This is a genomic window from Staphylococcus sp. AtDRG32 (genome assembly GCF_004365845.1).
GTDB classification, from domain to species: domain Bacteria; phylum Bacillota; class Bacilli; order Staphylococcales; family Staphylococcaceae; genus Staphylococcus; species Staphylococcus hominis.
In genome coordinates this window covers 23,511-46,352 of record NZ_SODE01000003.1, presented here as the reverse complement: position 1 = coordinate 46,352, position 22,842 = coordinate 23,511, and the positions used below count along the sequence as shown (strand labels likewise).

Below are 22,842 nucleotides of genomic sequence, written 5' to 3'. Positions count from 1 at the left end.
TTTTATTTTAAAAGGAGCGAAATAAATGAAGAAACATTACTTAGCTATCGGCGCAATAACGGCGACAACTTTACTTGCAGGTTGTGATTTAGGAGATATGATTGGGCTCAATAATTCTAGTGAAAAATCAGAACATACTACATCACAAAGTAACCAACCATCAAATAAAAACACTTCAGATAATCATAAAAATAATACCCAACAAGATAGTAATAAAAGTTCAAATGATAGCAATCAACGAGAGAATAAAACAAATAGTAATATCGACAACTTATCTCAAGCTGAAAAAGTAGCGTTGGCTTTAAATGATCCTTCAGTGTCAGACTATGCTATTACTGCAAATGAATTAAGAAATCATTCATATTTTGCGAATTATAACGGTGGCGGCGAACAAAAAAGTATAGATACGTATCAATTAGAAGCATTAGACAATGGAGTAGAGGGTGCACCAAGTAATATGAAATTCTATGCTACTCAGCCTGCTAAAGGCTCATTTTCTACGCTTATTGGAGTAGGAGGCGATAGGGTTACAATTATCGCAACCCAAAGTCCAGGCACATACAGTCAATTTGTAAATTCACAAACAGGTCATGAATTAGATCTCCATACCTTACTTGAGAAATACGGTGAGAATTCTAATTATAAGGAGATTGTGAATCAAATCGTTTTTACTAATGGAAAAACATATACTGATTCAAACAATACAACTAGTGAATCATCTTCATCTACTGAAAAAGTAACACGTGCAAATGTCATTGATAAGGTAGAAGATTATGAAGGTCATCAATTAGATACTGATACGTACACATATAAAGAACCAGAACAAGATGAAAACGGAGATTGGGGCTTCTCAATTTTAGATAAAAATGGAGATTTAGTTGGCTCATATATCGTTACTTCTGACGGTGTAGTAACAAAATATGATGAACATGGAGATCCAATTGATTAATAAAAAGCAACAGCTGATTTTAATGGTCAGCTGTTGTTTTCTGTGTAAGTACGTTTAATTTCATCTAAACGCTCAATAAAACTATCGATATATGATTCTGGAGCAATAATTTTTGCTAGAGGAGCAAGTTGATAAGCAATATAATAAGCATCAAATCGCGTGCAATTTACCCATGCCAAAATGGTGTCTTCATTACGGGAAACAATCTCTTTAATTGAAAATTGTTGTTTAAATTGATTCCAAATGGTTGTACTCATTTCAAATAATACTGCATTATTCGCGAAGTCTTTAGAAAATTTTGTATCTAGAACGTGTAAGGATGATATCGATTTCAAAGAAACAGTATGTATTTTATGTTGAAATTCGTAAGTAAACCAATAATCATAATGCATATACAAAATAGATAATGGTTTAATAGTTATTTTGTTATGATCTACTTCAATACGCACTCTATGTTTATTGACGATGGCTTTTTGAAGATCCATTAATAGTTTTCCAGGAAGTAAATCATCACGTACTTTGAATTGATGTAACATCGTCATCAAAATATGTTTATCTTCTATTCTGACAGACGACAGCGCATTTAAGAAAAATTTGTAAATATCGTAATGAAGAATAGGTGTGAGACTTTGTAACTTAATGAGTAAACTTAGTACACCAAGACTTTGTTTGTTCGTAGTATCATGTGTGAGTTCATAACCGCCTAATTGATAATTATAGACGATTTTAGTATGATTGCTTCTCCAAAAATGACTTTCATAAAAAAATGTATTAATTGTATTAATATCACGTTGAATAGATTTTTTGCTGACATTTGTAAAGCGATCTAAGTCTTCTTGAGTAACAACATTACCATTTAATAATAATGTCAACATATTAAGTATACGTGTTGCTTTATCCAAAGATATATCTCCCTTTTATTAAAGTGAAAAAGTTTTTAAAAATAATTATATAGCTTGTAATAGAGTTTGTTACTATATAATTTGACAAAATATTAATAGTTAAATATTGATTTTAACATTAATATTGAATGGATAAAGAATGGTGAGACCGTAATAATGCATAAACTGTATCTAACGATGGGGTAGAAAGGTGATGTGTTCTAGCCTTACGATAAATAAAACCTTGAATTGCTTCTACTTCAAGGGGCTGATGATTCATCACATCATAATACATACTTGTCCCCATATGATCTGGATAACCAGCATAGATATGCATAATATCTGCAACAATCGTGTCAGGCAATGTAATACCTTCTGCTATAGCGACTTGTTTACCTTCTTCTAATAAGCGCGTGCATAATTGATAGACTTCCGAAATTTTTAAAATTTGTGCAGTATTGCCACCTAATGCAGTAATTGAATTAATACCAAGATTGACAAGTAATTTATACCAAATCGTTGTTTCTATGTGATCTTCTAATATAAGTTCTATTTTAGTATATTCTAAATAGCGTTTAAGTTGTTCAGTCCGATGATCATGCTGAATATGCAAACGGGAATCTCTGAAATGGGTCACTTCATCGTCTTTTTTCTGTCCACTAATATAGACCACAGCTTGGTAGACATGTTTAAATGGTAAAGTTGAACGCAAACCATATCCATTTTGAGCTAAGATAATAGTTGTCTCATCATGAGTAAGACGGTTTAAGTCTGGAACTAAAGATTCAAGTTGATGCGTTTTGACTGCCACAATAATAACATCGAAGGAGTTAGTCATAGACTTAATATCTTTAACAATGACATGTTGATTTGCAGGTTGAAAGTGAATGGACTTATTTGTTCTTCCAAGTAATGTGATATGAGGTAATACTTGTTGTAATTCGTAGGCAATCGTCGTACCTACAGCGCCTGGTCCAATAATCGCAATACGCATTTATAACTTTCCTTTCTTTAAAATATTACATATAATTATACGTGATGTTATTGAGATAATGTTATAGGAGATCGATAAAATAATGAAAAATTTGTCAAAACTTATGGAAATGAAGCAAAATGGTACAAAAATTTCAATGGTTACAGCATACGATTATCCCAGTGCAAAACAAGCGCAACAAGCCAATATTGATATGATTCTAGTTGGTGATTCGCTAGGAATGACAGTTTTAGGTTATGATACAACCACTCAAGTTACTTTAGATGATATGATTCATCATGGTAAAGCTGTTCGTCGAGGCGCCGATGATACATTTATCGTTGTAGACTTACCTATCGGAGCGGTAGGCGTAAGTGCGGAACATGATTTAAATCATGCGATAACGTTATATCAACAAACCAATGCGAATGCATTAAAAGCAGAAGGTGCCCATTTAACTGACTTCATTAAAAAATCGACACAAATTGGTATTCCAATTGTTGCACATCTTGGTTTAATGCCACAAAGTGTCGGTGTTATGGGTTACAAGTTACAAGGTGGTACAAAAGACGCAGCAGAACAACTTATTCGTGATGCACATGCCGTTCAAGAAGCAGGTGCAGTGGCGTTAGTATTAGAAGCTATTCCAAGTGACTTAGCTGGATTAATTAGTAAACAATTAGACATTCCAGTTATTGGTATTGGGGCAGGCAAAGATACAGACGGACAAGTATTGGTGTATCACGATATGTTGAATTATGGCGTAGAACGCTATGCTAAATTCGTAAAACAGTTTGCAGATTTATCTGTAGGCATTGATGGTATGAAGCAATATGATAAAGAAGTGAAAGCAGGAGCATTTCCTGCAGAAGCACATACGTATAAGAAAAAAGTATTAGATGAGGTTAATAAAAATGACACAAGTAATTAATACTGTAAAAGAGATGCAAACAATCGCACAACGCATAAAAGCGTCTGGTCAATCAATAGGTTTCATTCCAACAATGGGTGCGCTTCATGAAGGACATTTAAGTATGATGCGACGTTCAGTTGAAGAAAACGATGTGACAATCATTAGTGTATTTGTAAATCCATTACAATTTGGACCTAATGAAGATTATGATGCATATCCTCGCCAAATTGATAAAGACGTTTCTTTAGTTAAAGCTATTCATGTCGATTATGTATTCCATCCTTCCGCTCAAGAGATGTATCCAGATGCATTAGGCGTCACATTAAAGGTGGGACGTCTAGGGGAAGTCTTAGAAGGCCCACAACGTCCCGGACATTTTGATGGTGTCGTTACAGTAGTTAATAAATTATTTAATATCGTAAGTCCTAATAAAGCTTATTTTGGTAAAAAAGATGCACAACAATTAGCAATTATTGAGAAAATGGTAAAAGATTTTAATCATCCTATTGAAATTGTCGGCGTCGATATAGTACGTGAAGACGATGGACTTGCGCGTAGTTCTCGTAATGTGTATTTGACTGATGAAGAACGTAAAGAAGCAGTTCATCTAAGTAAAAGTTTAACATTAGCCAAAGACATGTATGCAGAAGGTGAACGTCGAAGTCATAGGCTTGTAGGTGCAATAAAAACATACTTACAAGAACATACAAGCGGTCATATCGACGAAGTCGCAATTTATAGTTATCCTGAACTTGAAGTTGTTAATGAAATAAATGGACAAATTTTTATCGCTTTAGCTGTGAAATTTTCTAAAGCACGTTTAATAGACAATATTATTTTAGGGAGTAAATAGAGAAAATGATTAGAACAATGATGAATAGTAAAATTCATAGAGCACGTGTCACAGAATCCAATTTAAATTATGTAGGAAGTATTACGATCGATGCCGATATTTTAGATGCGGTTGATATTCTTCCAAATGAAAAGGTTGCTATCGTCAATAATAATAATGGGGCACGTTTTGAAACATATGTGATTGCAGGCGAACGTGGCAGTGGGAAAATTTGTCTAAACGGTGCTGCCTCTCGCTTAGTAGAAGTCGATGATATAGTTATTATTATGACTTATGTACAGTTGGACGAACGTGAATTAATCGATCATGCACCTAAAGTCGCGATTATGAACGAAAATAATGAAATAATTCAAATGATTCATGAAAAAGAAAATACAATAATTAAGTAATTAAGTGAGCGTGCAGTCTTAAAGAGATTATTTTGGAAAGACTAGCACGCTTTTTATATAAATTTTCTTAAACCCTAAAAATAGATTGTCATTCCTGTTATAATAGTCGCTATGTTAAAAAAGGAGCGTTGATTATGACAGAAACATTAAAAGACGAATGGTTAAAAAATCCTGGTAAAAATATAATGGCAGGTATTGTTGTTGCTTTAGCACTAATTCCAGAAGCTATCGCGTTTTCAATTATTGCCGGTGTAGATCCTATGGTAGGATTATATGCTGCTTTCATTATTGCTACCGTTACAGCGATTGTTGGCGGACGGCCTGCTATGATTTCAGGTGCGACAGCAGCAGTTGCACTGGTTGTAACACCGCTAGTCAAGGATTATGGGGTGCAATATTTATTTGCAGCAACCATTTTAATGGGATTGATTCAGTTATTACTTGGTATTTTAAAAGTAGGACGATTGTTAAAATTTATTCCACGCTCAGTAATGATTGGATTTGTGAATGCATTAGGTATTATGATTTTTTTATCTCAAGTTGAACATATTTTTGGTATTTCTATTGATACTTATATCTATGTCACGATTACATTATTAATTGTATTTATCTTACCTAAATTCTTTACTATAGTCCCAGCGCCACTTATTGCGATTGTCGTTTTAACTATACTTTATCTAACCATGGGTGCTAATATTCATACAGTAGGCGACTTAGGTACCATTAAACAAGCTTTACCACACTTTACTATTCCTCACGTACCTTTTAATCTAGAAACATTAAAAATTATCTTCCCTTATTCGTTATCTATGGCGATAGTGGGACTCGTTGAATCTCTGTTGACAGCTAAGATTGTAGACGATTATACAAATACCTATAGTAACAAAAATAGAGAGGCTCGTGGACAAGGTATTGCCAATATAATTACAGCTTTATTTGGTGGAATGGGCGGTTGTGCCATGATAGGGCAGTCAGGGATTAACGTAAGATCAGGTGCGAATAGTCGCTTATCAACTTTAACAGCGGGATTATTTTTAATTTTCATGATTATGGTGCTTGGTCATATAGTGATACAAATACCTATGCCAGTGTTAGCAGGTATTATGGTTATGGTTTCTGTAGGAACTATTGATTGGGGTTCATTTAAATATATTAAACATGCACCCAAAACAGATGTGTTTGTAATGATTTTAACAGTGATTATTGTATTATTTACACACAATTTAGCACTGGGTGTTGTTATAGGAATTGTATTTAGCGCATTGTTCTTTGCGACTAAAATCTCGAATATTAAAGTAGAGACAAGAAAAGAAAATAATCAATATTTTATTGTTTTTAAAGGACCCATCTTTTTTGTGTCAATTGATACTATGATGACCCAAATCGACTTTAATGTTCAACGTGAAACAATTCAATTAGATTTTAGTGACGCGCATATTTGGGATGACTCGGCTGTAGATGCTATTGAAACAATCGTGCGTAAACTTGAAGATAAGCATAATGAAGTATATGTTAAAAATTTAAATAAAGATAGTCGGAAAGTGGTTTCCGAGTTAAGTCAATTAAAAGAAAACCAACTTATTTAAAAAGAAGAGTCCGGGACATAAATCCTGGACTCTTCTTTTTTTGCAATTTATTATTTTAATCCTACATATTCTTCTAATGTTTTACCAGATTGATATACTTTGGTTGCAGTATCTTTTCCTAAATAACGTAAATGCCATGGTTCGTATTGATAACCAGTAATTTTTTCTTTTCCTTTAGGATATCTCACAATAAAGCCGTATTTATGTGCGTTTTTCGCAATCCATTGACCTTCTTTTGTTTTTCCGAAACTTGCATATAAGTTTTTATCTGAATTAACGCCACCGATGTCAAATGTAAGACCTGTTTGATGTTCTGAGTAGCCAGGACGTGCGCTATACTTATCTGCAGCTTTTTTACCATCACGTGCAACGTAGCGATTGTATAGTTGTACTTGAGTAGGATAACTTCTGTAACCACTCATTTTGTATAATTGAATGCCATCTTTTTGTGCAGCACTAAATAATTGTTGTAAAGCTTGTTGGGCTTTTGGATCTTCACCAGGATTATAATTTGAAGGAAGACCGATATCTTTGTTTACAATTAAGACACCATCGACATACGTACGACCGTTTTTAATGACTTTTGTATGTCTTTGTTGCTTGTCATCACTTTTATTAGGTTGAGATGTTTGTTTAGTATTATTTTCATTTTTACCATTATTATCATTACTATGTGAGCAAGCTGAAAGTAATAAAGCGCTTGTTATTAAGATTGCAGAGAATTTTTTCATGCTTAAACTCCTTTAAATTTTAATTGCTATAAACAATAATGAAACATTGTACACAGTGTAACATAGTTTTTTAATTATATAAGACACAACTTTTATGAAAAAGTGGTATTTTAACAAAATTTATATTTATCTTCCCCTTCAAATAATGTATAAATAATGTATAGTATATTAATAAAATGAGAAGAATGTATGAGGGGCCAATAGATGAAAAAAATTTTATTTTTGGGTAGTATCATGATGATGTTATTAGCTGCTTGTAGTACGCATGAATCTTCAAAAGAAGATCATAAATCAAAATCAAATCAAAATAACGTTCAAAAAGCTAAAAAGAACGAATCAGATAAAAAAGATGAAACGTCATCGACCAATACGTCTAAATTATCCACGAAAGAACGATTAGCATTAGCATTCTGTATTGATGGTGTCGATCAATATACATTGACTAAAAATGAAATTCTAACTGGAATTTATGAATATAGATTACCTACGGGCAAACATAATTATAAATTAGTTGATTTTACATTAGTTAAAATGAAACAACCAGTAAAACATGCACCAAAACATATGCAGTTCTTTACGGTTTATCCAGATAAAAGTACCTATCAAGCGCTAATTGGAGTTAATAAAGATACAGTTTATGTAGGACGTATGCAAAAAGGTACATTGGATTATAACGATTTACTTGATAAAGGAAAAGAAGCTAATTTAGAAGAAGTATATAAACATAATAAAGATAATAAAGCTTTACCAGAACTTATAAGTAAAATGCATATTTCAAACGCGTTACCTGATAGTGCTAATGATAAAGGGAATCCGTTAGCTTCAAATGATTTAGAAAAATCTGGTAGTGTCAATACACGTTATCGTAACGAAGTGTATCAATTAATTTCTGATTTTGATGAAGTAGAATTAAAAAAATCAGGTTATTTATGGGATGATGTCAAAATGACAGATCATAATGGTAACTGGATTGTGAACTATCGTAATAAAAAAGGTGAAATTCTAGGCACTTATAGAACAAAACATGGAAAGATTCAAAAGTTAGATGAAAAAGGTAACATTGTAAAAGAAGAAAAATAAATCATCGTTTAATAAAACGTTGTGAGAGGATTAAATTAAATCTTGTCATAACGTTTTTCTTATTTTAGCAGTACAATCAAACGCTGTATCAGTTAGAAAAGTGATTAAAGGAGCACCATGAAATATTGTGATTTTTTCAATTGGTATGTATTTAGTGGTCTTTGAATTGAAGAACGTTGGTATTACAAGTATGTTAGGACAGATATTTTCAGCAATATCCAATCATGGACTGTGTACAAGTATCATGGTTGTAGGTTTCATCTCGGCTATATTATCTTATATGATGAATAATTTATCGACCGTGCTCATTGATTCGATTGTTATTCGTCAATCACAAGCAGCGCATATACTTAAAGAAGATATGATTTATGCTAATGTGATTGGATCTGATTTAGGCCCTAAGATTACACCTATTGGTTCTTTAGCAACACTATTATGGCTTTATGTCTTATCACAAAAGGCAATTAAAATATCGTGGGGCATTTATTTTAAAACAGGTATTGTCATAATGGTTCCAGTCTTATTTATGACTTTATTAGTATTATATATTACATTACAGCTCTTATAAAAAAGCCAAAAATCAAAAGATTTATGGCTTTTAATCATTTAAGTGACGATAAAATATAATATCACCGCGATAACTTTTTCTGAATAAGGCATTGACGATCAATATCTAGCATGATATTCGTAGGGATATCATGAAGTATGTCATGTTTAATAGTAAATATTGCATAGTCTTCTTTGAAATAACAGTAAGTGATGTCATTTAATAAATTGTTATAAAAATTGTAATCTTATCATTTACTTATAAATAAGGTATGATAATAAATATATTTTATATTCAAAGTTCATATAAAAAAGGATGGGATACTATGGAACAAAAGAAAGAAGGGAAATTTAAATTAAAGACGCCACATACTTATGCAATATTAATGTTTATTATTCTAGTTGCTTGGCTTATGACATATATTATTCCAGCAGGAGAATATGTTAGAGAAAAGAAAAATGGACAAACATTAGTGGTGTCAGGTACATATCACACTATTTCGTCAGAACACATTAATTTTTTAAATATTTTTAGAGCAATTCCAGAAGGACTTATAAGTGGAGGCGAAATTGTATTTTATGTATTTTTAGTAGGTGGTGCATTTGGGATTGTGCATAAGACAGGTGCATTTGAAAATGGCGTCAATAAAGTTATGAGAACATTAGGAAAAGCGAATTTTTTAATGATTCCTTTAACTATGACGGCTTTTTCAATTTTAGGTTTTACGATTGGTTTGGCAGAGGAAACAATTATTTTTGTTCCAATTGGTATTATTATTGCACGAACATTAGGATATGATGCATTGACAGGAGCAGCTATGGTAATTTTGGGGGCTGCGAGTGGATTTAGTGGAGGAATGTTAAATCCATTTACAGTAGGAGTTGCTCAAACTGTTGCGGAACTTCCAATGTTCTCTGGTTGGGGGCTTCGTACCATCATATATCTCTTTATACTAGTCACTGCTATTACAACTGTCATGGTCTATGCAAATAAAGTCAAACAAGATAAGACGAAGAGTATTGTATATCATTTAGAACAAGAAGAAGGACTTATTCAACAAGATATTGAATATCAACACTTTAGTAAAAAACAAGCAGGTAGTTTAATCATTATTATGGCCACAATAATATTTAATGTTTTTGGTATTTTTAAATTCGGATGGGGCTTTAATGAAATGAGTGCCAATTTTTTACTTGCAGGTATTTTAGCTGGATTTGTAGGTGGGCTTGGTTTCAATGGAACATTTGATGCCTTAGTTGAAGGAATGCAAAATATTCTATTTGGCGCGATGATTGTTGGATTTGCAAAAGGAATTATCGTTTTATTAGAGAATGGAAAAATTATTGATACTATTGTTCATGGAATGACGATGTTACTAACAGATGTACCCTCGTCTTTAGTCATTATCGCAATGTTCATATTGCAATTTATGCTTAACTTTTTTATCCCATCAGGATCAGGTCAAGCTTTAACGACTATGCCATTGATGGTGCCTATTTCAGATTTACTTCACATTAATCGACAATTGACAGTGCTTGCCTTCCAATATGGTGATGCAATCAGTAATATTCTATTTCCTACATCAGCAATTTTAATGGGAGCCCTAGCTGTAGGTAAAATTTCTTATACGGAATGGGTGAAGTTTGTATGGAAACCTATATTAATATGGATAATGATATGTAGCGTTGCTATGTCTATTGCTTTAGCTATAGGTTATTAAGGAAAATATACACCTAAGGTAGACTAACGTTTGTCTGAAGGTAGTGAGAAGGGCGTCTTAAAAAGATATAAAAGTAAAGGTATTAAATAATGTCTCCCTTTAGGATACTTGTTTTAATCATTAAAAATAGTTTATAGCTTTAGTAAATAAAATATATAAATTGTTCTTCTGTGCTACTATTTATGGAATAAAGGAGTAAAGTTAAAACTTTGTTCAAAAGTTCACAAACTTTTCATGGTATTTTTCATACAAAGTGCTAACATAATAATTGAAAGTTATATTACTTTAAGAGGTGTAATAAATGGGCAATTCTAAAAAAGTAGCACTTGTTACAGGTGCAGCACAAGGTATTGGTTTCAAAATAGCAGAACGTTTATTTAATGACGGTTTTAACGTTGCTATCGTCGATTTTAATGAAGAAGGCGCAAAAAAAGCGGCTGAATCACTTTCAAAAGAAGGTCAAGAAGCAGTAGCGTTTAGAGCGGACGTATCTGACCGTGAAAATGTTTTTGATGTGACACGTAAAGTTGTAGAACATTTTGGAGAGTTAAATGTAATCGTAAATAATGCTGGCTTAGGACCAACAACACCTATCCATACAGTCACACCTGAACAATTTAATCAAGTTATTGGAGTAAATGTTGGAGGCGTATTCTGGGGCATTCAAGCAGCTTTAGAACAATTTGAAAAATTAGGCCATGGCGGTAAAATTATAAACGCAACATCTCAAGCAGGTGTTGAAGGTAATGCGGGATTATCGTTATACAGTAGTACGAAATTCGCAGTTCGTGGATTAACTCAAGTTGCTGCGCGTGATTTAGCTGACAAAGGCATTACAGTAAATGCATTTGCACCAGGTATCGTTGAAACACCTATGATGGAAGGTATTGCTAAAAAATTAGCCGAAGAAAATAATCAACCAGAAGAATGGGGTTGGAAACAATTCACTGATCAAATCACATTAAAACGTTTATCTAAACCAGAAGATGTAGCTAATGTGGTTGGTTTCTTAGCTAGTAGTGATTCTGATTATATTACTGGTCAAACTATTATTGTCGACGGTGGCATGAGATTCCACTAATTTAAGCAAATTATTATTTTTAAAACTGATATGCACCCTAAAAGTTGGACTTAAAATCTAACTTTTGGGGCGCGTTTTTATATTCTTTTAGAAGATATATCTTTATATGATGAAATATTTAACCTTATTGATGTTCATAATATATCAATAATAAATGGACCCATCGTAATTGTATAACTCATTAAAAATGAGTATTTAGGAAAAAATAATAAACAATAGAAGCTAATACACCTATAAAAAAATATTTAGAGAAGCAATCAAAAATAAAATCCTCTTATTTAGATATTTATCAATAAGGGTGTTTTATATTTTTAAAAAAATAATGATATATAGTAAATTTAAATGTAAATATAGTATATAATATGATTAATATCTTACAGAAAGGAAGACATCAATGAGATTAAACAATATGAATATAGTTTCTGGTATCTTATGTGTATTATCATTTCTACTTGCAATTTCGATTACATTTACAGATATGTTTTGGTATTTACCTGGCTTTTTTGTCATGCTATTATCAGTGGTTTCAAGTGTTGTAGGTCTAATGAGTGGCAGCAAAGTATTTAATAGTATCACGTTATTTTTAACAATTATTTTCTTTCTTATTTTTTCAAGTCCATTATTACTTGCTTAGAAAAGAAAACGATTTTATATCATATTAATATGAACGGCAATCTTTGCAGCTATAATGTGAAGATTGCTTTTTTAAATTAAATTAAAAAAACATTGAAACGCTTTCAATTAATACGTATAATATTTACTAGTTTGAAAAAGGAAGGATATTATATGAAAGTAAATAAATATTTGATTTTTATTTTGGGTGCTTTAGGAGGTTTGCTTTACGGTTATGATAACGGTATTATTTCCGGCGCATTACTTTATATTCCTAAGGATATTCCTTTACATAATGGTGCGATAGAAGGGTTAGTTGTGTCATCAATGCTTTTCGGAGCGATTGTAGGTGCAGGTGGCAGTGGACCTTTATCAGATAGAATTGGTCGTCGTCGTTTAGTACTATTTATCGCATTGGTATTTATTGTTGGATCACTTGTTTTAGCATTTTCAACAAATATTGTCATGCTTATTATTGGTCGTGCCATTGTTGGACTTGCCGTAGGTGGTTCAATGTCAACGGTACCTGTATATCTTACTGAAATGGCCCCTACAGAACTACGTGGATCTTTAGGTTCACTTAACCAATTAATGATTACAATTGGTATTTTAGCTGCATACTTAGTGAACTATGCCTTTGCAGATATGGGTGCTTGGCGCTGGATGTTAGGTTTAGCCGTGGTTCCTTCATTAATTTTATTAATTGGTGTAGCATTTATGCCTGAAAGTCCACGTTGGCTTCTTGAAAATAGAAGTGAAAAAGCAGCGCGTGACGTAATGAAAATCACATATAATCCAGATGCAATTGATGCTGAAATTAAAGAAATGAAAGAAATAGCTTCTCAATCAGAATCAACATTCTCAGTAATCAAATCACCTTGGTTACGTCCGACGCTTATTATTGGGTGTATCTTTGCGATTTTTCAACAATTTATCGGAATCAACGCAGTTATTTTCTATGCCCCAACGATTTTTACAAAAGCAGGTCTAGGTGGCTCTGCTTCAATTATCGGTACAGTCGGTATTGGTGTGGTAAACGTATTAGTAACGATTTTGGCATTATTTATTGTTGACCGTGTCGATCGTAAAAAACTCCTCGTTATAGGAAACATCGGAATGATTGCTTCACTGGTTATTATGGCGATGCTTATTTGGTCAATCGGTATTCAATCATCAGCCTGGGTCATTATTATTTGTTTATCATTATTTATCGTGTTCTTTGGAATTTCATGGGGTCCAGTTTTATGGGTCATGTTACCTGAATTATTCCCAACGCGTGCAAGAGGAGCAGCAACAGGTATTGCGGCATTAGTATTAAACTTTGGTACGTTAATCGTTGCACAATTATTCCCAATTTTAAATCATAATTTAGATACAGAATGGGTATTCTTAATTTTTGCTGCTATTGGCGTACTAGCGATGTTCTTTGTGATTAAGTATCTTCCAGAAACACGGGGTCGCAGTTTAGCTGAAATTGAACATGAGTTACGATTACGTACAGGTGTTAAATCTGAATAACGTATGTATATCGCTACTTCAATGATTTGGAGTAGTGATTTTTTATTTTTTAAAAAAAGGGTAAACATAAAAAAGTAATGCTATGAACGGAGGAATTAAGATGAAACAGTCAAAAGATTTAGAACGATTACTTAAATCTTTAGACGGACAAAAATATGGCGCTTATAAACGAACGAAAGGGATATATCAATTTGATCAATTCCGTCTAGCTATAGATCATGTCCAAGTCGATCCTTTTGCGCCACCTTCAAAAATGCGTGTGATTATTGGGAAACAAGAGACTGAAATTCCTAATGAATTATTAGACACTAAAGATAAACGTATAGCGACTTCAGACTTTTTAACTCGAACAGTGGATACCCAGTTAAAACATTTCAATCGTACAGTGAAAGGTTCGGGTAAAAATGGGAAGATCTTTATCGATCATCCAGGACAAGAAATACTCGAACGTACATCTGTAGTGATTAATAATAAAGAGATTGAAGTACGTATTGAAGTTGGACTACCAGCAGCTGGACGTAAGATTCTAGGAAAAGCAGCATCACATACGATAATACATGGCATTCCTCAAATGGTAGAAAAAGCGATACGATACGAAAATTTAAATCAACAAGCATTGAAAGAACAAGTTGCATTAAAACTAGACCAGACCTATATTAGACAACAACTTGAAACAGAACATTTAGTCGTATTTGTGGCAAATGGTTCAATCTTGCCAAGAAAAAGTGGTGTGTCGGACGCTCCAATGAAAGGTGCTATTCAATTCACAAGTCCTAAGAAATTTGAACATACATTCAACCTTCCAAGTGGTCGGGCAGTCACAGGGATGGCTATTCCACAAGGGATTACACTTATTGTCGGTGGAGGTTACCATGGTAAATCGACACTATTAGAAGCGCTTGAGCGTAGTGTATATGATCACATTCAACATGACGGTCGAGAATTTGTGGTGACTCAACATGATGCGATGAAAATACGTGCTGAGGATGGTCGAAACGTTGAGAATGTCGATATTAGTCCATTTATTGATAATCTGCCAGGAAAGAAGGATACGACACACTTTTCTACAGAAAACGCAAGTGGTAGTACATCTCAAGCCACAAATGTAATCGAAGCTTTAGAAGCAGAAAGTTCATTATTATTAGTCGATGAAGATACATCAGCTACCAATTTTATGATTCGTGATGGTCGTATGCAACAACTAATTGCTCCTGAAAAAGAGCCAATCACTCCATTTTCTAATAAAGTAAAATCATTATATGAAGATTATAGTGTTTCTACTATTCTTATTGTGGGCGGTTCAGGAGATTATTTTGATGTTGCTGACCAAGTATTAATGATGGATGAATATCATTTAAAAGATGTAACAGAGGAAGCAAAAGAAATTGCGAATAATGACGGCTATAAGCGAGAAATTGATGGTAATCAATCATTTGGAGTGCTATCTCACCGCATACCGTTAACGGATTCTTTCTCTAAAAAAGGAAAAGAGGATTGTTTCAAATCAAAAGGGTTACATTCTATTATGTATGGTCATGAGCCTATTAACCTAATAGGATTAGAACAACTTGTGGATGATAGTCAGACAAACGCTATTACGGTAATGTTAGATTACTTTAGACGTTATGGCATCAATAATCAGAATTCCATAATTCAAGCCACAAATGAGATGTATCGTTTAATTGAGCATGAAGGGTTAGAAGCGCTCTCTCATTTTAATGGACATCCAGGACATCTTGCCTTACCTCGTAAACAAGAATTTATCGGTACCTTAAATCGATATAGAGGATTGAAAGTGAAATAAAAAGAACATATATTATCTTTTTTAGTAGGCGGGTAGTCTTACTTTTAAAAAATTAAAAGTCTGATTAATAGTGAAGCATCTGAATTAATAACGGAAGAATAAGGGAAACTACGAAAAGAAGATTAAAAAAATAAATATTTATCGATTGGACATATGTAAATCATAGACTCACTTTTCTTTTTATTAAAGGAAAGTGAGACTTTTCTGATTAAAATAGCAAAAGTATTAGGGAGTGAAACAACAAATTTAAAATAAATTCTATCTCTCACCTTCAATATTTTAGAAATATTTGGATATTTATCATTTGATTAATCGCGCGAGATTGTTTATACTAAAATAAATCGCGAACGATAGAAAAGAGGTGCTGTGTTGAAAAAGGATGAAATGACATTAGCGAATCAATTATGTTTTTCGGCATATAATGTGAGCCGCTTATTTGCTCAATTTTATGAACAACAACTAAAGCCATTTGGATTAACGTATTCTCAATATTTAGTTTTACTGGCTTTATGGGAAGAAGATAATCGAACATTACATGAGATTGGTAGACAACTTGATTTATCAAGTAATACGTTGACACCACTTTTAAAAAGATTAGAACAATCAGGATGGGTCATAAGAGAACGTTCTGAAACTGATAAACGTCAACTGATGGTGACACTTACTGAAAAAGCACATCAACAACAAGAAGCAGTTTTTGAAGCGGTAGCCGAATGTTTACCTTCACATTTTGATAAAACGAAATATAACCAAGCAAAAGACGTATTAGAACAATTAGAACATGGTTTGAAACAACTCAATAAAAAATAAAGAAGAGGATGAGTTAAATGAAAACATACGACGTTACATTTATTGGTAGTGGACATGCAGCATGGCACGCAGCTTTAACATTAAAACATGCAGGTAAAGAAGTAGCAATTATCGAAAAAGAGCGTATTGCGGGAACATGCACAAACTGGGGCTGTAATGCTAAAATCTTACTTGAAAATCCATTTGAAGTGTTAGAAGAAGCAACACACTATCCTGGTATTGTTGAATCACAAAATCTTAAAGTAAATTGGTCAAACTTAATGGATTATAAACATAAAGTGATTGATCCAATGGCTGGTCAGTTAAAATCATTATTTGAACAACAAGGTATTGATGTATATGATGGTACAGGTGTAATTAAAAATGAACATACAGTTGAAGTAAATGGTGAAGCGATTGAAACTGAAAATATCGTCGTTGCGACAGGTCAACATAGCAATAAATTACCTATCGAAGGTAAAGAATATACACATGATAGCCGTGACTTCTTATCGATGGAAGACACACCAAAAAGTATCACATTCATTGGTGGCGGAATTATCAGTATCGAATTTGCATCTATCATGACTAAAACTGGCGCTGATGTTCATGTGGTTCATAATACAGATGAGATTTTACCAGGATTTAACCGTAATCATGTAGATAAATTAGTTAAAAAATTAGAAGATGAAGGCGTTAAATTCTATCTAAATGAAAATACAGCTGCAGTTAAAAAAGAAGGAGACGCGTTTACACTAACAACTGAATCTGGATTATCAATCAATACAGAATATGTACTTGATGCAACAGGAAGAGTTCCAAATGTTGAAGGTATTGGATTAGAAAATGTCGGTATCAATTATAGTAAAAAAGGTATTGAAGTAGATGAGTACTTAAGAACAAATGTTAAAAATATTTACGCAAGCGGTGACGTTTTAGATAAAACGATTCCTAAATTAACGCCAACTGCGACGTTTGAATCAAACTACATTGCTGCACATATTTTAGGTATGGTACAAGATGAAATTAAATATCCAGCTATTCCTTCGGTACTTTATTCGCTTCCACGTTTATCACAAATTGGTGTAACTGTAGAAGAAGCAAAAGAAAATGATCAATATACAGTAAAACATGTGCCATTCGGTAAACAAATGGTATTCGAATATAAGAATGAAACAGAAGCTGAAATGTATATTGTACTAGATGAACATAAACACTTAGTAGGTGCTGAAATCTATGCAGATGCTGCCAATGATTTAGTAAACTTACTTGTATTTATTATTAATCAACATATGACAGCGGAAGATTTAAATCAACTTATCTTTGCATTCCCAGGTGCTTCAAGTGGTGTGATTGATTTATTAAAAATGAACATGTTATAAGAATTTAAAAACGGTTAGTCCATGTGGCTAATCGTTTTTTTATAAAAGAATGAAATGTTTAAATTTCTCTAAAACGTAAATAACTATATTGTACGAAAAATGAAACGTCATCTCATTTGGAGGGATTTATATTATGGCTAAAGAATTTGAATTGAATGGTGTTAAAGTAGAAATACCAGATGAATTAGAATCAGTTGTTGCGTTAGAATATTCTTTTGTAGAAGCATTAGCTAAATTAGAAATGAATGTCACAGGTATTGCTGATGACAAAGATAAAAATAACTTAGAACATTCTATTAAACACTTAGTAGGTAACTATACATCTGTTGGTTCACGTTTAGAGCCTGATGCAGAATTGATTAAAAAAGCAGAACCACAATTAATTCTAGCAGATAAGACAAGACATGAATCAATATTTGAAAAATTAAATGCGGCAGCACCAACAGTATTATTAGAAAGCTTTGATGCTAACTACGACCAAAGTATTGAAACATTTAAACAAATTGCAGAACTCGTATCTAAAGAAGATAAAGGCCGTGAACTTGTTGTTCAACACAATGAAAAAGTTGAAGACTTAAGCAAAGATATTAAACTTGATAAAGACTTATCAACTATTGCTGCTGTACCAACACATGATGGTTTATATGTTCATGCATCACATTCATATGTTGGACAATTCTTGCAAAAAGTTGGTTTTAATGGTTCTGTTCCTGAAGATATGGAAAACCATCTACCTGAATATATGGGTGCAGATTACTTAAAAGTCGATACAGACCGATTTGCAAGCTTCAATCCAGAACGTATATTGATTATGGTAGATGAAGATAACAAAGCAGATTATGAAAAATTAAAAGAATCAGAAGCGTGGTCAAATATTGAAGCAGTTAGAAATGATCGTGTACACGATGTAAACCGTGAACGTTGGGCAAAATATAGAGGCTTAATCGCATCAGAATTAATCTTAGAAGACTTAATAAATATTGAAGAATAATGATTAAAAAAGCGTGCATTTCAAAATGGTGAAATGCATGCTTTTTATTTTAAATATAAGCATATAACATGTTTACTTATTTAAATATTATAGAAGTAACTAAGAGAGTCACACCAGATAGACAAATCGAAGTAATACATATCACTATGAAAGGTTTAAGTGTCTTTGAAATAACTTCTTTTAAAACGATATTCAATCCTAGAGCAACCATCGCCATTAACATACATACCGTTGTAATAACATTTATAATATTCATAAGTAATGAAGGAATAGGAACAAATGTATTGATAAAAGCCATTATGATAAATCCAATGAGAAAGTAAGGAATATCGATTTTTTGTTGTACTTGGCTTGAGTGTGACTTATAACGCATATACAAAATTAAGACAATGCTTAATGGAATAAGTAAAAACACACGGCCTAATTTTCCAAGTAAAGCAAATGTCATTGCCTGTGGCCCGCCAATATCTGCTGCTAAGACGACATGAGCGATTTCATGTAGACTGATACCTGTCCAAGCGCCATAAGTTATAGTAGGTATGTTAAAAATAGCCTCGATAGCTGTATAAATAAGTGCAAATATAGTTCCAACTAGTGCAATAATACCTACACTTATTGCAATGTCTTTTTCTTTAGATTTTAAGATTGGTGCTGTAGCTGCAATAGCTGCAGCTCCACATACTCCTGTACCAATACCAAGTAGTATAGAGATATCTTGATTTCCTTTAATAATTTGATTCAAAATTAAAGTTAAACTTATTGAAAAGATAATTACGATAATATCAATAAGTAGTAATTTCCAGCCTTTACTTAGAATATCTCCCATATTTAGTTTTAACCCATATAAGATAATCGCAAATTTTAATAAACGTTTCGATGCGAACGTAATACCTGGACGAATGTGTTCTGGATATCCCATCACTTGGCGATATAGCATCGCAAAAATAATAGCAATAGTTAATGCCCCAATCGTATGTAAAATAGGAAATTTAGCTAATATATAACTGATCATTGCGATCATAAATGTAAACATAATACCTTTCATAAATGAAGGCTGCGTGATTGATTTCATAGTACTTTCACCTCGATATGAAATCTTAGCACGTTATTGTTATAACGTTAAATAAATAATAAGTATAGTATATATATCAAAAATGTTATATTAGACTTAAAGGAGAATGATGCATGGATCCGTATAAGGTATTAATTGAAGTAATCAAAACAGAAAGTTTTACTAGAGCAGCAGAAAATTTATATACTTCGCAGCCTTCTGTGAGTCGTGATATTAAACGTTTAGAATTAAAATATCATGTTAAAATATTTGAATTTAAATCTCCATATTTAAAACTAACTAGAGATGGCGAAAAGCTATTACAATACGCATTGCAGCGGGAAAGTATTGAACAAGAATTATGGCAAAACTTAACATCGGAATCTGAAATCATCTCAGGCACCTTAACAATTGGAAGCAGTTATACATATGGTGAATATTTATTATCAGAACAGCTTACCAGTCTTATGCAACAATACCCTAAGTTACATATTCATTTACGTGTTAATAATTCAGATTCTGTTATAAATGATATTAAACACAACAGAGTAGATATAGGTATTGTAGAAAAGGAAATTCAAGACAATGTAATAAAATGTAAGAAAATAATAGAAGACGAAATGGTGTATATTTACAAAAAATCGGTTCAACCTAGAATGGATATATGTTTCGTTAGAGAAAAAGGGTCTGGAACAAGGTTTTATCAGGAAGTAGGTCTTTCTGAGTTAAAATTAAATCCATATTTGATAGAAATTAATAATATTAAGATTATCAAACAAATGGTAGAGGCTGGAAATGGGTTTGCGATTATTTCAAAATCAGCAATTCATCCCGAGGATTATGAAAAATTAATGATAACAACTTTAAATGTGAAACGTCACTATTACCTTGCTCAACATGTTGATAAATATATTGATAAAAATATTAGAGCTGTCATTGAAATGATTATGAAGTAGAGTATATAAAAAAAGGTGGATCTTTCTAAAGATTGAAAGGTCCAACTTTTTTATTAACACTGCGGGGTGTCTTATTTATTGTTTTTTAATTCAAAGAATTTTTCAGCTACAGCTTTACCAGATTGTGGGTTTTGACCTGTAATCACATGACCGTCAATAACAGCGAATTGACTCCAGTTGTCACCTTTTTCGTAATGTGCACCACGATTTTTAAGTTCATCTTCTGTTAAATAAGGTACTTTATCTGCTAAGCCAACTGCTTCTTCTTCAGTATTAGAGAAACCAGTTACAGTTTTACCGTTAATAATAGAATTACCTTCACTATCTGTAACATTTAATAGGCCGATAGCACCATGACATACTGAAGAAACTGCACCATTATTTTCATAAATTTTACGTGTTAATTCTTGTAAATCTGTATTATCTTTGAAGTCCCAAATTGTTCCGTGACCACCTGCGTAATAGATAATATCATAATCTTCAGCACGTACAGCATCTGGTGTAAGTGTACTACCAAGACGTGTCATAAAGTCTTTATCTTGATAATATTTCCAATCTAACTCAGACATCATATCTTCTTGTAGACTTGCAGGGTCAATAGCTGTATAGCCACCTTCTGGACTAATATAGTCGATATCATAACCATTTTTGTACAATACATCTGCAAAGTGAACAACTTCACCCAACCATAATCCAGTTGGACGATTCATATCAGGATATTTTGAAACACTTGTAACAACTACTAATGCTTTACTCATTGTATACCTCCTAAATTGTTTACGTAATTCATACTTACCCATTTTTAAGGAAGAATAACACATACTAGGTATATTTTTTATATTTATATTTTTTCAGTATACTCCATCTTTAATGATTCACTTTGATAGAGTACCATTCCAGTTTTTAATTTCCTAAAACCTGCCTTTTCATAGAACTTCACATTATTTGTAGTAGAGATTAAATGAACACAGGATAGAGAACCAATTTGTGTAAGAATATGGTTAAGTATTTGAATGCCAATATATTGAGATTGAAATTCTTTTTTTACTACTAAATCATAAATTGCAGCATTGAATACACCATCAGAGAGTGCTCTTGCAAAACCAATTATTTTATCATTGTAAGAAGCAAGTGTCACAAAAGTACTATTGTTAAAAATTTCGTTAATATTATTCTTATTATGATTAGCCCATCCAACCGAATTATAAATTTGGTAGATATCGTTTAGATATTTTTCATTATATTCACTATATAATTCTATATTCATAAGATCATCTCACAATTATTTATTTTGATTCAATTATATACAAATTTTACAAAAGTTGTTTGAAAAATCTTAATGGTGGTACATACTAATATACAATTTACCAATTCTATGAATTCGTAAAAGTAGCCTCACTAATCCATCGATTAGTGAGGTTTTTTGTGTTCTAATGATAGATAAATTATACTTGTAGTGATCTTTAAATATAATTTTAAATATAAAAAGGAGAGATAATAATGGCCCAAGATAGTGGAAAATTAAATTGGTCAAGTTTAATCATTGGTACGCTATTACTGATTATTGCTGTGATTATATTTAGTAATCCAGTTCAAAACTTCTATACACTTACCTGGCTGATTGGCTTACTCATTATGATAGGCGGTGTCATTCAACTTTTATTCCGTCGTACGGCAAAAAAACTTGTAGGTGTAAATACAAAATTAATTTTAATTAATGGTATTATCGATTTAATCTTTGGCATTCTAGTTGTATTTAATGTTGGAGCAAGTTCAGTATTCTTTGTATTTATGTTTGCGTTTTGGTTTATTTTCAGTTCGGTTATCGGTCTGTTTACACTATCACAACAACATCAATTACGTGGTTTATCAATTATCGTAAATATCCTAGGGATTATTTTAGGTATTATCTTATTATTTAATCCAATGATGGGTATGATTTTTGTTTCAACCTTAATCGCATTTACATTCGCAGTCCTAGGTGTGACATACGTCATTGATGGTCTAGCATAATATACGTATTCAAACATATTAAA

Annotated in this window: 22 protein-coding genes and 1 pseudogene; 17 read left to right on the top strand and 6 right to left on the bottom strand. The window is 32.4% G+C overall.

Annotation, left to right across the window (positions count from 1 at the left end):
- The first annotated feature begins 25 nt into the window (after window positions 1-25).
- Complete coding sequence (locus BDW25_RS05990) at window positions 26-949, top strand: hypothetical protein (protein WP_002454621.1); 924 nt, start codon at window positions 26-28, stop codon at window positions 947-949.
- A 26-nt stretch (window positions 950-975) separates the two neighbouring features.
- Here BDW25_RS05990 and BDW25_RS05985 read toward each other — a convergent pair whose 3' ends face one another.
- On the bottom strand, window positions 976-1,851 hold the full coding sequence (locus BDW25_RS05985) for a helix-turn-helix transcriptional regulator (RefSeq protein ID WP_077700177.1): 876 nt from the start codon (window positions 1,849-1,851) through the stop codon (window positions 976-978).
- A 118-nt stretch (window positions 1,852-1,969) separates the two neighbouring features.
- A complete protein-coding gene (locus tag BDW25_RS05980; RefSeq protein ID WP_065580995.1) occupies window positions 1,970-2,824 on the bottom strand; it encodes an oxidoreductase in 855 nt (284 codons plus the stop codon).
- A gap of 82 nt (window positions 2,825-2,906) precedes the next feature.
- Between BDW25_RS05980 and panB the strand changes: the two genes are divergently transcribed.
- From panB to BDW25_RS05960, 4 genes are all read left to right on the top strand, one after another.
- Entirely contained in the window at window positions 2,907-3,734 is an 828-nt protein-coding gene (gene panB / locus BDW25_RS05975; protein ID WP_002449348.1) for a 3-methyl-2-oxobutanoate hydroxymethyltransferase, read from the top strand.
- Window positions 3,718-4,569, top strand: coding sequence for a pantoate--beta-alanine ligase (gene panC, locus BDW25_RS05970; RefSeq protein WP_133945142.1), 852 nt, complete (start codon window positions 3,718-3,720; stop codon window positions 4,567-4,569). Before panB ends, panC begins: the two co-directional genes overlap by 17 nt.
- A 5-nt stretch (window positions 4,570-4,574) precedes the next feature.
- Window positions 4,575-4,958 carry an aspartate 1-decarboxylase gene (panD, locus tag BDW25_RS05965; protein WP_002449536.1) on the top strand — a complete coding sequence of 128 codons (384 nt, stop codon included), beginning with the start codon at window positions 4,575-4,577 and terminating at the stop codon, window positions 4,956-4,958.
- Between the two features lie 134 nt (window positions 4,959-5,092).
- A complete protein-coding gene (locus BDW25_RS05960) occupies window positions 5,093-6,544 on the top strand; it encodes a SulP family inorganic anion transporter (RefSeq protein ID WP_002454625.1) in 1,452 nt (483 codons plus the stop codon).
- Window positions 6,545-6,594: 50 nt separating this feature from the next.
- On the opposite strand, the gene BDW25_RS05955 is transcribed toward BDW25_RS05960, so the two are convergent.
- Window positions 6,595-7,275, bottom strand: coding sequence for a M15 family metallopeptidase (locus BDW25_RS05955; protein ID WP_002454626.1), 681 nt, complete (start codon window positions 7,273-7,275; stop codon window positions 6,595-6,597).
- Window positions 7,276-7,479: 204 nt separating this feature from the next.
- Here BDW25_RS05955 and BDW25_RS05950 point away from each other — a divergent pair, with 204 nt between their 5' ends.
- The 10 genes and pseudogenes from BDW25_RS05950 to BDW25_RS05905 all read left to right on the top strand — a co-directional run bounded on the left by BDW25_RS05950 (window position 7,480) and on the right by BDW25_RS05905 (window position 18,799).
- The gene (locus BDW25_RS05950) at window positions 7,480-8,355 is read left to right on the top strand and encodes a hypothetical protein (RefSeq protein WP_133945140.1); all 876 of its coding nucleotides are present in this window, start codon (window positions 7,480-7,482) and stop codon (window positions 8,353-8,355) included.
- A gap of 52 nt (window positions 8,356-8,407) precedes the next feature.
- Window positions 8,408-8,923: pseudogene (locus tag BDW25_RS05945) on the top strand (ArsB/NhaD family transporter); the annotation flags it as partial.
- Between the two features lie 304 nt (window positions 8,924-9,227).
- Window positions 9,228-10,622, top strand: coding sequence for a YfcC family protein (locus BDW25_RS05940; RefSeq protein WP_133945137.1), 1,395 nt, complete (start codon window positions 9,228-9,230; stop codon window positions 10,620-10,622).
- A gap of 301 nt (window positions 10,623-10,923) precedes the next feature.
- Window positions 10,924-11,703 (top strand): (S)-acetoin forming diacetyl reductase, encoded by a 780-nt coding sequence (locus tag BDW25_RS05935; protein WP_133945135.1) that lies wholly within the window; start codon window positions 10,924-10,926, stop codon window positions 11,701-11,703.
- A 394-nt stretch (window positions 11,704-12,097) separates the two neighbouring features.
- Complete coding sequence (locus tag BDW25_RS05930) at window positions 12,098-12,337, top strand: hypothetical protein (protein WP_133945133.1); 240 nt, start codon at window positions 12,098-12,100, stop codon at window positions 12,335-12,337.
- 152 nt (window positions 12,338-12,489) lie between these two features.
- Window positions 12,490-13,833 (top strand): glucose transporter GlcP, encoded by a 1,344-nt coding sequence (gene glcP / locus BDW25_RS05925; RefSeq protein ID WP_017174752.1) that lies wholly within the window; start codon window positions 12,490-12,492, stop codon window positions 13,831-13,833.
- 100 nt (window positions 13,834-13,933) lie between these two features.
- Entirely contained in the window at window positions 13,934-15,637 is a 1,704-nt protein-coding gene (locus BDW25_RS05920; protein WP_133945131.1) for an ABC-ATPase domain-containing protein, read from the top strand.
- Window positions 15,638-16,006: 369 nt separating this feature from the next.
- The gene (locus tag BDW25_RS05915) at window positions 16,007-16,447 is read left to right on the top strand and encodes a MarR family winged helix-turn-helix transcriptional regulator (RefSeq protein ID WP_002449393.1); all 441 of its coding nucleotides are present in this window, start codon (window positions 16,007-16,009) and stop codon (window positions 16,445-16,447) included.
- A gap of 17 nt (window positions 16,448-16,464) precedes the next feature.
- A complete protein-coding gene (locus tag BDW25_RS05910) occupies window positions 16,465-17,808 on the top strand; it encodes a dihydrolipoyl dehydrogenase family protein (protein WP_133945129.1) in 1,344 nt (447 codons plus the stop codon).
- Window positions 17,809-17,941: 133 nt separating this feature from the next.
- On the top strand, window positions 17,942-18,799 hold the full coding sequence (locus BDW25_RS05905) for an ABC transporter substrate-binding protein (RefSeq protein ID WP_133945126.1): 858 nt from the start codon (window positions 17,942-17,944) through the stop codon (window positions 18,797-18,799).
- 76 nt (window positions 18,800-18,875) lie between these two features.
- Here the strand turns inward: BDW25_RS05905 and BDW25_RS05900 are convergent, their stop codons facing one another.
- Window positions 18,876-19,871, bottom strand: a complete 996-nt coding sequence (locus BDW25_RS05900) for a YeiH family protein (RefSeq protein ID WP_133945124.1) — start codon at window positions 19,869-19,871, stop codon at window positions 18,876-18,878.
- A gap of 113 nt (window positions 19,872-19,984) precedes the next feature.
- Here BDW25_RS05900 and BDW25_RS05895 point away from each other — a divergent pair, with 113 nt between their 5' ends.
- On the top strand, window positions 19,985-20,806 hold the full coding sequence (locus BDW25_RS05895) for a LysR family transcriptional regulator (RefSeq protein WP_133945122.1): 822 nt from the start codon (window positions 19,985-19,987) through the stop codon (window positions 20,804-20,806).
- 71 nt (window positions 20,807-20,877) lie between these two features.
- Here BDW25_RS05895 and BDW25_RS05890 read toward each other — a convergent pair whose 3' ends face one another.
- Both BDW25_RS05890 and BDW25_RS05885 read right to left on the bottom strand, forming a co-directional pair.
- Entirely contained in the window at window positions 20,878-21,564 is a 687-nt protein-coding gene (locus BDW25_RS05890) for a type 1 glutamine amidotransferase domain-containing protein (RefSeq protein ID WP_119633473.1), read from the bottom strand.
- 83 nt (window positions 21,565-21,647) lie between these two features.
- Window positions 21,648-22,073 (bottom strand): GNAT family N-acetyltransferase, encoded by a 426-nt coding sequence (locus tag BDW25_RS05885; protein WP_049417475.1) that lies wholly within the window; start codon window positions 22,071-22,073, stop codon window positions 21,648-21,650.
- A gap of 233 nt (window positions 22,074-22,306) precedes the next feature.
- Between BDW25_RS05885 and BDW25_RS05880 the strand changes: the two genes are divergently transcribed.
- Window positions 22,307-22,819, top strand: a complete 513-nt coding sequence (locus BDW25_RS05880; RefSeq protein ID WP_133945120.1) for a DUF308 domain-containing protein — start codon at window positions 22,307-22,309, stop codon at window positions 22,817-22,819.
- The last annotated feature ends 23 nt before the right edge of the window (window positions 22,820-22,842 follow it).